18 protein-coding genes and 4 tRNA genes are annotated in these 12,990 nt (G+C 51.1%); 10 read left to right on the top strand and 12 right to left on the bottom strand.

The annotated features are described in order from the left end of the window. Positions 1-16 precede the first annotated feature (16 nt). Positions 17-748, top strand: a complete 732-nt coding sequence (locus E0765_RS01845; protein WP_132811513.1) for an ATP-binding protein — start codon at positions 17-19, stop codon at positions 746-748. Here the strand turns inward: E0765_RS01845 and E0765_RS01840 are convergent. The 3 genes from E0765_RS01840 to E0765_RS12410 are packed head-to-tail and all read right to left on the bottom strand — an operon-like array spanning position 738 to position 2,328. Continuing rightward, on the bottom strand, positions 738-1,187 hold the full coding sequence (locus E0765_RS01840) for a hypothetical protein (RefSeq protein WP_132811512.1): 450 nt from the start codon (positions 1,185-1,187) through the stop codon (positions 738-740). The genes E0765_RS01845 and E0765_RS01840 overlap by 11 nt on opposite strands. 13 nt (positions 1,188-1,200) lie before the next feature. Beyond that, a complete protein-coding gene (locus tag E0765_RS01835) occupies positions 1,201-2,157 on the bottom strand; it encodes an A/G-specific adenine glycosylase (RefSeq protein ID WP_132811511.1) in 957 nt (318 codons plus the stop codon). 3 nt (positions 2,158-2,160) lie between these two features. After that, complete coding sequence (locus E0765_RS12410; protein WP_165921624.1) at positions 2,161-2,328, bottom strand: hypothetical protein; 168 nt, start codon at positions 2,326-2,328, stop codon at positions 2,161-2,163. A gap of 51 nt (positions 2,329-2,379) precedes the next feature. Here E0765_RS12410 and E0765_RS01830 point away from each other — a divergent pair, with 51 nt between their 5' ends. The 3 genes from E0765_RS01830 (at position 2,380) to E0765_RS01820 (ending at position 3,616) form a co-directional block, all read left to right on the top strand. Continuing rightward, entirely contained in the window at positions 2,380-2,955 is a 576-nt protein-coding gene (locus tag E0765_RS01830; RefSeq protein WP_132811510.1) for a YigZ family protein, read from the top strand. Between the two features lie 65 nt (positions 2,956-3,020). Next, the gene (locus tag E0765_RS01825; RefSeq protein ID WP_132811509.1) at positions 3,021-3,248 is read left to right on the top strand and encodes a type II toxin-antitoxin system Phd/YefM family antitoxin; all 228 of its coding nucleotides are present in this window, start codon (positions 3,021-3,023) and stop codon (positions 3,246-3,248) included. Beyond that, positions 3,230-3,616, top strand: a complete 387-nt coding sequence (locus E0765_RS01820) for a type II toxin-antitoxin system VapC family toxin (RefSeq protein WP_132811508.1) — start codon at positions 3,230-3,232, stop codon at positions 3,614-3,616. Before E0765_RS01825 ends, E0765_RS01820 begins: the two co-directional genes overlap by 19 nt. A 2-nt stretch (positions 3,617-3,618) precedes the next feature. Here E0765_RS01820 and E0765_RS01815 read toward each other — a convergent pair whose 3' ends face one another. Genes E0765_RS01815 through E0765_RS01805 form a run of 3 tightly spaced genes read right to left on the bottom strand, consistent with a single transcriptional unit; the run spans position 3,619 to position 5,889 of the window. Beyond that, a complete protein-coding gene (locus E0765_RS01815) occupies positions 3,619-4,362 on the bottom strand; it encodes a hypothetical protein (protein WP_132811507.1) in 744 nt (247 codons plus the stop codon). A 4-nt stretch (positions 4,363-4,366) separates the two neighbouring features. Then, positions 4,367-5,332 (bottom strand): DUF3137 domain-containing protein, encoded by a 966-nt coding sequence (locus E0765_RS01810; RefSeq protein WP_132811506.1) that lies wholly within the window; start codon positions 5,330-5,332, stop codon positions 4,367-4,369. Further along, positions 5,329-5,889, bottom strand: coding sequence for a LemA family protein (locus E0765_RS01805; RefSeq protein ID WP_132811505.1), 561 nt, complete (start codon positions 5,887-5,889; stop codon positions 5,329-5,331). Before E0765_RS01805 ends, E0765_RS01810 begins: the two co-directional genes overlap by 4 nt. Before the next feature lie 116 nt (positions 5,890-6,005). Between E0765_RS01805 and E0765_RS01800 the strand changes: the two genes are divergently transcribed. The 6 genes from E0765_RS01800 (at position 6,006) to E0765_RS01780 (ending at position 10,765) form a co-directional block, all read left to right on the top strand. Then, positions 6,006-6,326: a hypothetical protein gene (locus E0765_RS01800; RefSeq protein WP_132811504.1), complete on the top strand. Its 321-nt coding sequence runs from the start codon at positions 6,006-6,008 to the stop codon at positions 6,324-6,326. A 67-nt stretch (positions 6,327-6,393) separates the two neighbouring features. After that, positions 6,394-6,723 carry a copper-binding protein gene (locus E0765_RS01795; RefSeq protein ID WP_132811503.1) on the top strand — a complete coding sequence of 110 codons (330 nt, stop codon included), beginning with the start codon at positions 6,394-6,396 and terminating at the stop codon, positions 6,721-6,723. Further along, positions 6,720-6,974 (top strand): hypothetical protein, encoded by a 255-nt coding sequence (locus tag E0765_RS12405; protein WP_165921623.1) that lies wholly within the window; start codon positions 6,720-6,722, stop codon positions 6,972-6,974. Before E0765_RS01795 ends, E0765_RS12405 begins: the two co-directional genes overlap by 4 nt. Next, the gene (locus tag E0765_RS01790; protein WP_165921622.1) at positions 6,971-8,320 is read left to right on the top strand and encodes a TolC family protein; all 1,350 of its coding nucleotides are present in this window, start codon (positions 6,971-6,973) and stop codon (positions 8,318-8,320) included. Before E0765_RS12405 ends, E0765_RS01790 begins: the two co-directional genes overlap by 4 nt. Next, positions 8,307-9,641, top strand: coding sequence for a multicopper oxidase family protein (locus E0765_RS01785; RefSeq protein ID WP_132811501.1), 1,335 nt, complete (start codon positions 8,307-8,309; stop codon positions 9,639-9,641). Before E0765_RS01790 ends, E0765_RS01785 begins: the two co-directional genes overlap by 14 nt. A gap of 59 nt (positions 9,642-9,700) precedes the next feature. Beyond that, the gene (locus E0765_RS01780; RefSeq protein ID WP_132811500.1) at positions 9,701-10,765 is read left to right on the top strand and encodes an SO_0444 family Cu/Zn efflux transporter; all 1,065 of its coding nucleotides are present in this window, start codon (positions 9,701-9,703) and stop codon (positions 10,763-10,765) included. Positions 10,766-10,781: 16 nt separating this feature from the next. Here E0765_RS01780 and E0765_RS01775 read toward each other — a convergent pair whose 3' ends face one another. From E0765_RS01775 to E0765_RS01750, 6 genes are all read right to left on the bottom strand, one after another. After that, a complete protein-coding gene (locus E0765_RS01775; RefSeq protein WP_132811499.1) occupies positions 10,782-11,357 on the bottom strand; it encodes a DUF2238 domain-containing protein in 576 nt (191 codons plus the stop codon). A 43-nt stretch (positions 11,358-11,400) separates the two neighbouring features. Continuing rightward, positions 11,401-11,477 (bottom strand) — tRNA-Asp (locus E0765_RS01770). 7 nt (positions 11,478-11,484) lie between these two features. Continuing rightward, a tRNA-Val gene (locus E0765_RS01765) sits at positions 11,485-11,560 on the bottom strand. Positions 11,561-11,578: 18 nt separating this feature from the next. After that, positions 11,579-11,654 (bottom strand) — tRNA-Glu (locus E0765_RS01760). A 13-nt stretch (positions 11,655-11,667) separates the two neighbouring features. Beyond that, positions 11,668-11,743 (bottom strand) — tRNA-Lys (locus E0765_RS01755). A gap of 81 nt (positions 11,744-11,824) precedes the next feature. Then, positions 11,825-12,916 carry a CinA family protein gene (locus E0765_RS01750; protein WP_132811498.1) on the bottom strand — a complete coding sequence of 364 codons (1,092 nt, stop codon included), beginning with the start codon at positions 12,914-12,916 and terminating at the stop codon, positions 11,825-11,827. Positions 12,917-12,990 lie beyond the last annotated feature (74 nt).

The raw sequence follows: 12,990 nt of genomic DNA, 5'->3' as shown, positions 1-12,990 counted from the left end.
ACTCAGTAAAAAAATCATGCGCCAGATCGGCCGCACGAATGCGGCGTTCGGCCTGATCGAAGAAGGGGATAGAATCCTTGTCGGTCTCAGCGGCGGGAAAGATTCCCTGACAATGGTGCATGCCCTCATGGAGCAGCAGCGACGCGCCCCGTTCCGGTTCGAAATCCTGGCCGTCACCGTCACGTACGGCATGGGAGAAGACCTCTCCGCACTGGTGGCGCATTGTGCCGAGCATGGGATTCCCCATCGGGTGTACGAGACCAATACCTACGAAATCGCCGCCGACAAGATCCGCCACAACTCTTCGTTTTGCAGTTTCTTTTCGCGGATGCGGCGGGGAGCTCTTTACACGGCGGCTAAAGAATTCGGATGCAATAAAGTTGCATTGGGGCATCACCTCGACGACGCGGCGGAGAGTTTTTTCATGAACCTGATCTACAACGGCCATTTGCGTTCGCTCGCCCCAAAGTACCGGGCCGAAAACGGTCTGGTCGTCATCCGTCCGTTGATCCAGCTGCGGGAACGTCAGCTTGCAGCCTGTGCGCTGGAGAACGAAATGCCCACTATCGGGGATGAAGCGTGTCCTTCGATGCGGTTTGATGTCAAGATGCCGCACGCACGCGCCTCGATGAAATCGATGCTGCACGAAATGGAAACAAAATACCCCGATCTGTTTGTTTCGATTAATTCGGCGTTCGGCCATATCAGTGACGACGCTTTTTTCGACCCTGAGCGTTTTAACGTTTAGCTTCTTCAAAATCGAGCCGTTTGCGGCTCAAAAACTCGATAATCCGTTCCTGGTAAATCTTGTTTGCATCTTCGGACGTACACGACTGCAGTCTGCGCAGGTGGGCAGGCTCGATCTTCTGCGCATATCGGGGCATCAGGCGAAGCTCTTCGACGATATCGTAGATGAGGGTCTGGTCGTTGCGGGTTTTTTTGGCGCCAGAAGCGCTGACGTATTCCTGAACCGTCATGACCAATGCCGCGGCACGGTCCGATTCGGCATAAATTTCTCCCGCGATTTCTTCGAGAACGTCAAGATAACGGTGTATCGGCTCTTCGGCACCTGCGATCATCACCGCGTATGTTTTCGCACGAAATTCGAGCGACGTGTGATGGTAAACGAATATTTCACGGAACGCACTGAAAAAATGGTTGCGTATTTTTCGTAATACGGTTCGCATCGCCGCTCCTTTTTTACGAATTATAGCGTAATAAGGCCAACGCTTTGTGATCGGCGCGGCTGAGGGAAAGGGCCTCTATCTCTTCGGGGGCGAACCATTCAAATCCTTCCTCATCAAAAGCTTCATCACAGCGGTAAACATCGGCTTCAAGGGTAAAGTGGGAATAGTGCTGGGTGATATGCCCGAGCAAACGTGAAGGTTTCACGGCCGCTTCATCGGTTTCGAAAAACCCCCAAAGTCCGTGAAGAAAACGGGAAATGCGCTGCCGTAAGGCATACTTCCCGTTGCGTTCATAGACGACGATAGTGCGACGACGGACCGGTTTGGGTGCTTTGAGTTTTGCTTCGGGGTAGGCAAGGGGATCGTTTCGTCCCATGCATTGTTCCCCCAGAGGGCATCGGTCGCAAAGGGGATCTTTGTGCAGGCATACCATTGATCCAAGATCCATCATCGCCTGGTTGTATTCAAACGGATGGAGAGGATCGAAAAGCCGGTAGGCGCATTCCCACAATTTTTTTTCGTTCCGTTCTTTCAGGGCGTAATAGCGGTGGAGAATCCGTTTGACGTTGGCATCAAGGATCGGAAGGGGTTCTCCGTACGCAAATGCAGCAACAGCATGGGCGGTGGAACGGCCGATGCCGCTGAGTTTCATGAGACCCTCGGCGTTCCCCGGCAGGAGCCCCCGACACTGGCGCGCCGCCTGATGGAGATTTTTGGCCCGCGTGTAATATCCCAGCCCCTCCCACATCTTGAGCACGTCATCGAGTTGGGCCTCCGCCACGTCGGCAAACGTCGGGAAGCGTTCGAGAAACGGGAAATAAAACCGTTCCAGAACCGTTTTGACCTGGGTTTGCTGGAGCATGATCTCGCTGAGGTAGATTTTGTACGGATCATCAGTGTTGCGCCAGGGGAGGCTGTGGCGGCCGTGGACTTCGTACCAGTGAAGAAGTGCTGACTTTGGGGTTGGCATACTTTAGCCCAGTGAGGGCGGGTTGAAATACCAGAAGGCGCCAAGGGCGAGGATACCGAAAAAGGCAACTTTGAAAACCCATTTCATGAGTTTGAGATACATCAGGAATACGATGATCCCGATTAATCCTATCGAACTCAAACCGTATCCGCTCATCAAAAAATCGATCATAACGACTCCGAAAATAAAATGCGCCATTATAGCAAATGCTATAATCGCGTCATGAAAACGGTATATTCCCTCTATAGCGATTCGATCGAAGTCAAAGGATCGAAGTTTATCGCCCATCTGATGCCGATCGCGATGTACGAGAGCGAAATGGCACGTCTGCGCCTGGAACATCCCAAGGCGGTCCATTGGGTGAGTGCCTCCCGCAGTCTCAACGAGTTCGATCAGATCGTCGAATCCGCACATGACGACGGAGAACCCAAAGGGACGTCGGGAAAACCGACGTTGGCGGTTTTGCAGGGGCACGAGCTTATCAATGCCGCCATCATCACGGTACGCTATTTCGGGGGCACGAAACTGGGTCCGGGGGGGCTGGTCCGGGCATATGCCGATTCGGCGAATGCCGCGGTGGGAGCCGCCGAGTTGAGCGAATACGAAAAAACGTACCGTCAAACTTTTGCCACGGAATACAAAAACGTTTCGATCGTCGAATACGAAAGTACTCAAAAATATATACAGATCCTTTCCAAAATATTCGGTGAGACGGGAGCAGTTTTTGAGATTGAGGGGACGGGGGAAAATTTGGAGAGTTTTTATAATGCTTTGGGGCGTTTAATTCAAAAAATTTGATTTTCGTACGATATAGTATTATTACGTACGTTTTTGATATAATACCTTTATTCAGGAGGTGAGTTATGACTATTACACCCTCAAAATTGAGAGAAAATCTCTATAATATACTTGATTCTGTGATCGAAACGAAAGAACCGCTGGAAGTAAAACGGAACGGACAGATTCTGATGATTGTTCCAGAACATAAAAAAAGCCGTCTTAAAGCGATTCAACCCAAAAAAATCACCTCATGCAGTGATGATGAACTTATCAATACGTTGTGGGAGGGTGAATGGAAACCCTTTATTTAGACACCCATATCGTTGTCTGGCTTCGACAAAAAGAGTTGGAGAAGTTTTCAAAACGCGCATTGGATGCAATAGAAAATGCTCACGCATTATTGATCTCTCCAATAGTGATGATGGAGTTAAAATATTTACAGGAGATCGGTCGTCTCACCGATACTCCTCATAATATTTTGGGTGATTTAAATGCGATGATCGACTTGCGGGTAGACGAAGTGGAGATGTTTGAGGTGATTAAAAAAAGCCTCTCGTTGGAATGGACACGTGATCCGTTTGATCGTCTCATCGTTGCGAATGCTAAGGCGCGGGATTATCCACTGCTGACGAAAGATGAAAAAGTTTTGACCCATTTTGAAGGGGCATTTTTTGAGTAATTTTATGTATTTTGATGTTTCTTATTGTATTCTTCCCACATTTTGGCTATATTAGAATCGATTTCTTCTTTATGAAAATCGATATGTTTGTTTTTCAAAATTAAAATAAAACCTGTTAAAGTAAAAATCAAAAACCCGAGTGCTGCAATAATATTATCTTCATGGAAAGGATCATGTGTTTTACTATTTAGGGATTCTTTAATGACTTGCGCTTGAATATCATAGGGATAGATTTTATGCTGTAAAACGATTTGAACAGCTTTATCTCTCACATAGGAATTTGGGCTATTTGTAGGCAATAAATCATTATAGAACCATACTTTTCCAAATTTTCTATTTAATTCTCGATATGCGATTTCATCATTTCCACATGGTATTGCATTGTATTTTAGCCATTTTTCTTTAGCACCATAGCATTCGAGAGCTTTTACGGAACCGTTATTTTGATAAACTACAATTAAAGAGCCGGTATCCATAGGTGTCCTACCTGAACCAATATATTGTATTATTCCTTCTACAACATTATTTTGATTGAAAGATATTGGTGGGTATCGGATTGTAAAGTAACGTATAGGAAATAATACGAACCATCCAAGTGCAAAACCGGCGAAGACTCCTAACACTATGATTTTTTTTGGAGGTGTCGGTACTGCAAAAGTAGTTGGCAGAATTTTTACAAGCCCTAAAATCATGATAATGGCAAGAAGGTGAATACAAACAATTAAGATATAGACTTCGGCACTCATTTTTTTACTCTTTACTCCACAACTTTTCGTTCAGTTTCAACTCTTCCACCAACCCGATCGTATTGCGCAGCGTATTGACGTATTCCATCGCCTGTTTGTAGTCGAACAGCGAGGTGAACAAAGCGGGTTCGAAGAGGTCTTTTCCCGTCGCTACGGCGATATGGATATGGTTGTGCACGAACGAGACGAACAACGGGTGGGGAAGGCGACGCTGGAAATCGAGGAGCCGCTTCATCATGGAATGGGTGAGTATATAGCGCGCTTCGATGGGGTCGTTTCCGTAGACGACGAACGTCTTTTCGAATTCGGGGTCGTCCATGCGGATCAGGCCGTCGCGGCTGAAATTTTTCGACTGGAACCACCCTCCGATCAGGGAACCGAACGTTTTTTCGGCGTGGTCGGGGAGGATCACCGTCTTGGCGCTGAAGTGTTTGTTGAATTCGGCGACGAGGAAGAGCCCCCGAAAAAGGGTGTGCCACTGCGTCCTCCCTTTCGAGTCGCGTGTCTGGTATTCGGCGTGAACGTCTGAAAATTCCAGAGGAACCCCCTCGATGGAGCCTTTGACGTAGTCGTTGCCGCCGTAGCGGTCGATAGAGCGTTTGAAGAGATCGCTGCGCTCGAACAGGTGCTGCGAAACGGTGAAGCCGGGGTTGTAGAGGAGATGGGGATCGATCGCATGGATCAGCGGTGTGATGATACGCTCTTTGAAATCTTTGGCATACTCCGATACCGTCCACCGGTAGATGATGGAGCTTAGGGCGATAAATCCGATGAGCACCGCCATCATCGTCGGATGGAAGAGACCGAACTTCTTTCCTATCCATGCTATAGTGAGCAGCAATGCGACGATCCCCATCCCGGCGTAGAGTTTGAGCCGCGAGAGGATCTCCTTTCGGGTCTTTTCCAGTTCACTGAGTGAGGGATAGAGCTCTCGGTAATAAAAATCGGTGAGTTCCGAGGCGCTTTTCATGAACGGTTGAAGAGATCACCGACGTTAACGTTTTGGCGTTCATTGAGAGTGATTTCAAACACGGCCCGGCGTTGCAGTTTCATCCACCCCGCCATCAGGTTGGTCGGGAACATTTCGATGGCATTGTTCAGGTCGGTGACGGCCTGATTGTAGGCGCGCCGCGCGGCGGAAATCTGCTCTTCGATTTCGGCCAGCGAGCGTTGCAGGTGCATCACGTTTTCGTTGGCTTTGAGGTCGGGATATGCCTCCATTGCCACCGTAACGGATCCCAGGGCGGCGGTCAGTTTGGCGTCAAGAGCGATTTTCTGCTCATCGCTTATTCCGCTTTTCATCCCTTCGCTGCGCAATTGCGTCACTTTTTCCAGCGTCGATTTTTCGTGTTCCATGTAACGTTCTACGGAGGCGACGAGGTTGGGGATGAGGTCGAACCGTTTTTTGAGGACGGCATCGACTCCGGCGAAGATGTTATCGACCTGATTTTTTTTACCGATCAGCGAGTTGTACATCAGTATCAGACTCAGTGATACCACGGCGAGAATAATCAGAAAAACCTGCATAACGTTCCTTGGTATGGATTTGAATTATTGTAGCGTATAGTTTTGTTACTTAATCATTTTTTGAGTTTTATGGGAGTACATTTATTGTATAGATCAATCACGAAAAGGAGGACGCGATGACGATCAGTTCCTATCTTTTTCAAAGCCCCCATTCCCAGCCTTTCCAGGTGGGGCGACCCGATCCTGCTATGCTCAAAGCACAAGAAGACGAAGCCAAAGAAGAGCAGAAACAGATAGATGAAAACAGCCGCAAATTGTCGGAAGATTATTCGGCATACCAGGAAAACGGCCTGAAAATCAAAACCGCTGCCGCGTATGCCGCGGATGAAGGTTTCGCGTTAAGCGCCGAACAGGTGGAACAGTTATCTGATGCTTCGTTAAAAACAAACCAGGGGAATTATGTCAAAGTCTATGCACAAGGAGAGAGCGAACGTTAATCCTGTTAACAGTGCATTTATAGAGGGTCAATAGAGCTTTGTTAGACTTATCCGAAAAGGAGTTTGCATGAAAAGCGTTTTGATAGCATTGGCCCTCTCTGCCGCCTCATTGGAATTGATGGGGATGGGGGATGAAGTCCATCAGCATGACCATTCGGAAGAATCGTCCGTTCAGCAGATTTATTCGGCATCTGGCAAGATCAAATCGATTTCCGAAAACGGTGAGTCGGTACGTATATTTCATGATCCGGTTCCCGCGCTCAAATGGCCTGCAATGAACATGAAATTCGAATTTTCAGAAAGCGTAACAGAGCGTTCGTTTACAAAAGAAGAAGCCGTCCGTTTCGATTTCATCGAAAAAGAGGGCCGTTACATCATCATCAAGATTTCCAAATGAGAACGTTGATAATGACGGCAGCATCGGTCGCCGCAGTATGGGGCGGTGTTCCCGAACCCTCAAGTCTTCCACCGCATCAGCCGGATGCACAAACGGGAAAAGAGCGCTACATCTCTGTGCCCGACACCGTGAACGAAGCCGCAGAAAAACGTATTCAGCAAGAAAAAGCGATCCCCGGAGGAAGAGGCGAAGGGATGCACAGTTACGGTTTGCCGGTTGCAGAAAAACCGGAAGCGGACGTAAAGCCATGAAAACATGGCCGGTGATCTGCGTTGCCGCGGTATTGGTGCTGGGCGGATGTTCCGTACCCGGAAAAGAGGGGGTGTTCCGGTCGTTGAACGAAACGATGGGGACCGATCTCGTGTGGATCAAGAGTGAGAGGGAAGCCGCAGCCGTAGAGAAAAACATTACCGCCATCCTCGCCCGACCCTTAAAGGGTGAAGATGCCGTCCGTATCGCCCTGATCAACAACCGTTCGCTGCAGCAAAGCTACGAAGAACTCGGCATCGCGCACGCCGATCTGGTCCAGGCGGGGCTGATGAGCAATCCCGTTTTGGGGTATTCGGTCGGCCGAGGCGGCGGCGTGACGACGAACAAACTGAGCATCGAACTGGCGTTTTTGGACCTTTTGTGGATCCCTTTACGCAGGGACCTGGCCGGGATAGCACTCGAAGAAGCCAAAGCACGGATCGCCGATGAGGTTCTCAAAACCGTACGTGAAACCCGTAAAGCGTATGTGGATGCGAATACTGCCGAAGCGATAGCGCAGCTTCAGGACGAACAGCTGGCATCCGCCTCGGCGTCGGCACAATTGGCAATCCGGCAGTATACTGCCGGAAATCTCGCCAAACGGGATATGCTGAGAATCCGTGCGGAGTATTCGCGTGCCCGCATCGATGCGCTCGAAGCGCGGAAAAATGCCTCGGATGCGAGAGAGGAACTCAACAAACTGATGGGTCTTTACGGCCGGTTTACCGATTATCGTATGGCTTCTGCAGAGAGTTCGCTCCTTATGCCTCCCTCTTCGCCGGAGGGGTTGGAGCGCGAATCGATCCGAAGCCGCTTCGATATCGCCGCCGCCCGAAAAAAACTGGAATATGCCGCCAGAGCGGCTGGGATTGTCGAAAACACCCGTTTGCTGGACGAACTTTCCCTGGAATATGAAAACGAAAGAACGACCGGAGAAGCCCGGTTCAATACGGTAGGGGTTAAAATCCCGCTGCCTCTCTTTGACCTTGGACAGGGGCGCGTCGAAAGCGCGCGTGCGCAGTACAATCAGGCGCATCATGCCCTGTATGCCCTTTCGGTCAATGTGCGAAGCGACGTGCGTCGCGCGTATGCGGCTTTACGGTATCGTTACGATATCGCCGCAGAGTATCGGGACGCATTGTCGGGTATCCACCGTGATATGCTTGAAGAAACGGGGCTTTATTATAACGGCATGCTCGAAGGGATCCACGAATTGCTTGAAGAACGCCGCCGCTTCGGCGAGATGAAAATCGCCGCTGCCGAAGCCGTCGCAGAATACGAAAAAGCGCGAATCGATCTGGATTACGCTGTCGGTACGCGAATGGAGGATGCTAATGGAGCACAATAGACGCAATTTCCTGGGGTTGGCATCGGCGGTTCTTGCCGCCGCCGCACTTCCGAAAGAATCGGGGGCTTCAGAACACGACCATAGTGTTCACGCGGCTCCGAAACGGCAGCTGAGCCGGGTGGAGAACCCGCAAAAAGTTCTCTCCCCTTCGACGATCATAACGCCCAAGAAAGGGAAAAATTACAATCCCGTCGTTACCCTTAACGGTTGGAGCCTTCCGTACGAAATGAAAGAGGGGGTAAAAGAGTTTCGGCTGGTTGCCGAACCCGTCATCCGGGAGTTTGCCCCCGGTATGGTGGTCAACTGCTGGGGGTACAACGGTACGTCGCCCGGGCCGACGATCGAAGCGGTCGAAGGGGACCGCATCCGTCTGGTGGTCACGAACAATCTCCCCGAACATACGACGATCCATTGGCACGGTCTGATTCTTCCCAACGGCATGGACGGTGTGGGGGGACTGACCCAGCCGCAGATCAAGCCGGGAGAAACGTACGTTTACGAATTTACCCTTCGCCAGAGCGGAACGTTTATGTACCATCCCCATGCCGACGAGATGGTTCAGATGGCGATGGGGATGATGGGGATGTTTATCGTTCACCCCAAAAATCCAAAATTGCATCGCGTTGACCGTGATTTTTGTTTTCTTCTCGCCAGTTACGACGTTGCACCCGGCACCTATACGCCCGATCCTGGCACGATGAGCGAATTCAACCTTTGGAGCTTCAATAGCCGCGTTTTTCCGGGAATCGATCCGATGGTCGTGCGCAAAGGAGACCGGGTGAGGATCCGGGTAGGCAATTTGACGATGACGAACCATCCGATCCATATGCACGGCCATATATTCGAAGTGACCGGAACCGACGGAGGTTGGGTTCCAAAAAGTGCGCGATGGCCAGAAGTGACGGCCGATATCCCCGTCGGGTCGGTCCGGTGCATCGAGTTTACCGCCACCGAAGAAGGGGATTGGGCATTCCACTGTCACAAATCGCACCATACGATGGGTCCCATGGGACACGGCGTTCCGAACATGCTCGGCGTCAAACAAGACGATCTGACCGAGAAAATAAGCGACCTTTTCCCCGATTACATGTACATGCCCATGGGGCGAACCGGGATGGCGGAGATGCAGGATATGGCCGAAATGGGGATGGCGCTGCCTGAAAATACGTTGCCGATGATGACCGGGAAAGGGCCGTTCGGGCCGATCGAAATGGGGGGTATGTTTACCGTCGTCAAAGTACGTAAAGATCAGGCCGAAGGAGATTATGCCGATCCGGGATGGTTTGAACACCCCGTTGGAAGCGTAGCACGCAAATTATAGGAAAGATTAAGGGGAAAAAACGATAATACGATAATAGTTATCATTTTAAGGATCTTCAAATGGAAGCATTAGGGATTGCCTTATGGGATCTAAGTGTCGATATGGGGGTTTATATTCTTTTCGGACTTCTGGCAGCAGGTGTTTTACACCAGTTCGTACGGGAAGAAGCGGTTCGGAAACATCTGGGTCCCTCGACGCACGGCGCCGTTTATAAAGCGGCGCTTATCGGAACGCCGCTCCCGCTGTGCTCATGCAGCGTCATCCCCTTTGCCGCTTCCCTGCGTAAAAGCGGGGCGTCCAGGGGGGCTACCCTTTCGTTTCTGATATCGACGCCGATTACGGGGATCGATTCGATTCTTGCCACGTTCGGGATGTTCGGATGGGCATTCACGTTATACCGGGTTGCCAGTTCCGTATTGATCGCGATCGCGGCGGGCCTGTTGATGAATCGTATTGAATCCGATGTGCCGTTTCAGCCCGCCCGATTTTCGGCCGTCGTGCCCGAGGGGAGGATGTCGGTGGTGCAGCCTTCCGCGCCGGCTCCTTCTGAGCCGTTTTCGCTGGGGAAAGTTTTCATCTATGGATTCGGTACGTTGCTGGGAAGTTTCAGCAAGCCACTGTTCTGGGGGTTGGTGATCGGTGCGTTCATCGCCGCGGCCCTTCCGCAGAACCTCCACCAGCTGTTTGAGGATAACCGATGGCTGGGATACCTGATCGCCGTCGCGGTAGCCGCCCCGATGTACGTGTGCGCCACCGCTTCGCTTCCGATCGCGGCATCGCTCATCATGGCCGGCGTCTCGCCGGGGGCGGCGTTCGTCTTTCTCACCGCGGGCCCCGCGACCAACACCGTAACAATGGGGGTCGTCAAATCCATGCTCGGTATGCGTGCATTGGTTGTCTATCTCTCGGTCATCGTAGCGGGAAGCCTTCTCTCCGGCGTCCTGATCGACATCGTATTCGATGCGCTGGAATTTCGCATGGCGATGGGGCACAAAGAGGAGCAGGGGTGGCTGGAACAAGGAGCCGCGGCTCTTTTGTGGGGGTTGATCGCTTATCACCTCGTCCGAAACCGTTTGAGCGCTTCGGACAAAAAAAGCTGTTCGGGCGGGAGCTGTTGCGGTTAAAACGCGCCGGAGGCTTTTAGAGTATCCGTCTCCGCCAAATCAACGCCCCCGCGATAATGCCAAGATAACACATCAGCATGTCTTTCTGTGCGTCCCACTCGTCTCCCTGCGTTCCCAGAAACGCGGTTCCGAGTTCGGCATGGGTCACTTCGGTGGCGAGCCATTCGAGTACCTCGTAAAAACCCGAAGCCGCAATCATAAAGACAAACGCGAAAGCAAAAACCGTTTTACCGGGTTTGGCGGAAACGGCGAAGAGCTCGGCAAACGGTACTAACAGCAAAAACCCGAACAGAAAATGGGCAACGCGGTCGTAATGATTGCGTTCAAAACCGAAAGTACGGGTGAAAAGATCAAACCAGGGCATCTCGCTGTAGGTGTAGTGCGCTCCGATGGCATGCAGAACGAAAAACACAAACAGCATCCACGCGGCGGCAGGCGAAAAACCGAAACGGCGTTCTCCCCATATCACCACGGGAAGGGCAACGAATACCAGAATATTTTCCAGCAGCCAGTCTTCACGATACCACGGATCGATCGCCAGAACTAACCAGACCGTAACATACGCGATAAACAAAAGAGGTTTGAGTTTCATCGGATAATCATAACACAAATACGAAAAGGGGGAAAAAGAAGGGTGGCGCAGCCAACGAGACTCGAACTCGCGACCTCCTGCGTGACAGGCAGGCATTCTAACCAACTGAACTATGGCTGCACAAAAATGGTGGGCATTACAAGACTCGAACTTGTGACATCTACCTTGTAAGGGTAGCGCTCTACCAACTGAGCTAAACGCCCTTACCGAACATCGAACAATGGCGACCCCTAAAGGATTTGAACCTCTGTTCCTACCATGAAGTGATAGTGTCCTTGGCCACTAGACGAAAGGGTCACTGAACCAACCATGGTGTCTCGTGATGGATTCGAACCATCGACCCCCTCATTAAAAGTGAGATGCTCTACCGGCTGAGCTAACGAGACCTCTTCAACCGACCGAATTCGGTGATTGTGAGGGCGAAATTATAGGGGAAATGTCCCGCTTTGTCAAGAAAAAAAACGTGATTAGGCAAAAAAGAGTTCGCGGTCGACGTTGAGGAGCATTTTGACGGCCATCAGGACGCTTTGTTCCTGGATATAGTTACGATCCCCTTCGAAATGGAAACGCTCGGTATGGACGGCGGTTTTGGAACGGGCGCTGATGTAGACGGTCCCGACGGGCTTGGCATCGCTCCCGCCGCTGGGGCCGGCCACGCCGCTGATAGAGAGTGCATAATCGGAAAAGCTGACGTTCATCGCCCCTTCCGACATCTGCATAACGACTTCGGCGCTGACGGCCCCGAAAGCATCAAGAGATTCGTCGTCCACGGCAAGCCAGTTGGCTTTGAGGACGTTGGAATAGGTGATAAGCGAACCGTCGAAAACGGCCGATGCACCGCTTTGGGAGGTAAAGAAATGGGCCAGCGACCCGCCGCTGCAGCTTTCGGCGAACGAGAGCTTTTTGTTGTGTGCCCCCAGCCGCTCGATGATAAAGGCGGCTACGTTCGCCGCGGCGATCACCTTGTGGTGCATCAGCCCCTTGGCCGAAGCGATGAACTGCGAAAGGTTGCCGTGGCGGCGGGCATGAATCCGGATTTTAAGCCACCCCTCGACGAGAAGGCTGAATTCGAGCCGTACGTCGAAGTTTTGCGCCAGCGGCTCAAGGAGAGTCTGGGCACTGGCTAGATCTTCGTTGAAGAGGTGGATGATTGCCTGGCGTGATTCGTCGCCGATAAGTATCGGGGGGAGGGCTTTACCCTCTGTTGCCAGGATGACGTTGATTTCGGAGCTGTTATGGTTGAGAAGGTAGCTGCCGTTTTCGAGGATATCGGCGCGTGAGGGGATGAGCATATTATTTTTGAGGACCTGGTTGTCGGCGGTAACCGTGCTGAGAAGTTTGCCGACGATCGTAAAGGTGGTTTTGGTGGTGACGATGACCAGTTTGGATTCGTGTTTAAGGAGCGCGTCGAGATGCAAAAAGAGGTCTTTGTCCGATTCTTCGAAATAACTGATCGAGTCGATCGAGGAGAAGCGGCTTTTGATGTTTCGGAGAATGTAGCGCTCGTATGCCTCGTTGAGAATCAGGCGGTTTCCGACAAAAATTACGTCGCGTTTCATAGTCCAACCCTGTATAAAATTGGGGTAGTATAGCATAGTGACAGCAAAATTTAATCACCTAAAAGCTATAATGC

This window comes from Sulfuricurvum sp. IAE1 (assembly GCF_004347735.1).
Taxonomy (GTDB): domain Bacteria; phylum Campylobacterota; class Campylobacteria; order Campylobacterales; family Sulfurimonadaceae; genus Sulfuricurvum.
This window is presented reverse-complemented; position numbering and strand designations above follow the sequence as displayed.

Coding starts and splice junctions, on each gene's coding strand:
- E0765_RS01845 (WP_132811513.1), top strand. CDS start 17: ATGCGCCAGATCGGCCGCACGAATGCGGCGTTCGGCCTGATCGAAGAA.
- E0765_RS01840 (WP_132811512.1), bottom strand. CDS start 1,187: ATGCGAACCGTATTACGAAAAATACGCAACCATTTTTTCAGTGCGTTC.
- E0765_RS01835 (WP_132811511.1), bottom strand. CDS start 2,157: ATGCCAACCCCAAAGTCAGCACTTCTTCACTGGTACGAAGTCCACGGC.
- E0765_RS12410 (WP_165921624.1), bottom strand. CDS start 2,328: ATGATCGATTTTTTGATGAGCGGATACGGTTTGAGTTCGATAGGATTA.
- E0765_RS01830 (WP_132811510.1), top strand. CDS start 2,380: ATGAAAACGGTATATTCCCTCTATAGCGATTCGATCGAAGTCAAAGGA.
- E0765_RS01825 (WP_132811509.1), top strand. CDS start 3,021: ATGACTATTACACCCTCAAAATTGAGAGAAAATCTCTATAATATACTT.
- E0765_RS01820 (WP_132811508.1), top strand. CDS start 3,230: ATGGAAACCCTTTATTTAGACACCCATATCGTTGTCTGGCTTCGACAA.
- E0765_RS01815 (WP_132811507.1), bottom strand. CDS start 4,362: ATGAGTGCCGAAGTCTATATCTTAATTGTTTGTATTCACCTTCTTGCC.
- E0765_RS01810 (WP_132811506.1), bottom strand. CDS start 5,332: ATGAAAAGCGCCTCGGAACTCACCGATTTTTATTACCGAGAGCTCTAT.
- E0765_RS01805 (WP_132811505.1), bottom strand. CDS start 5,889: ATGCAGGTTTTTCTGATTATTCTCGCCGTGGTATCACTGAGTCTGATA.
- E0765_RS01800 (WP_132811504.1), top strand. CDS start 6,006: ATGACGATCAGTTCCTATCTTTTTCAAAGCCCCCATTCCCAGCCTTTC.
- E0765_RS01795 (WP_132811503.1), top strand. CDS start 6,394: ATGAAAAGCGTTTTGATAGCATTGGCCCTCTCTGCCGCCTCATTGGAA.
- E0765_RS12405 (WP_165921623.1), top strand. CDS start 6,720: ATGAGAACGTTGATAATGACGGCAGCATCGGTCGCCGCAGTATGGGGC.
- E0765_RS01790 (WP_165921622.1), top strand. CDS start 6,971: ATGAAAACATGGCCGGTGATCTGCGTTGCCGCGGTATTGGTGCTGGGC.
- E0765_RS01785 (WP_132811501.1), top strand. CDS start 8,307: ATGGAGCACAATAGACGCAATTTCCTGGGGTTGGCATCGGCGGTTCTT.
- E0765_RS01780 (WP_132811500.1), top strand. CDS start 9,701: ATGGAAGCATTAGGGATTGCCTTATGGGATCTAAGTGTCGATATGGGG.
- E0765_RS01775 (WP_132811499.1), bottom strand. CDS start 11,357: ATGAAACTCAAACCTCTTTTGTTTATCGCGTATGTTACGGTCTGGTTA.
- E0765_RS01750 (WP_132811498.1), bottom strand. CDS start 12,916: ATGAAACGCGACGTAATTTTTGTCGGAAACCGCCTGATTCTCAACGAG.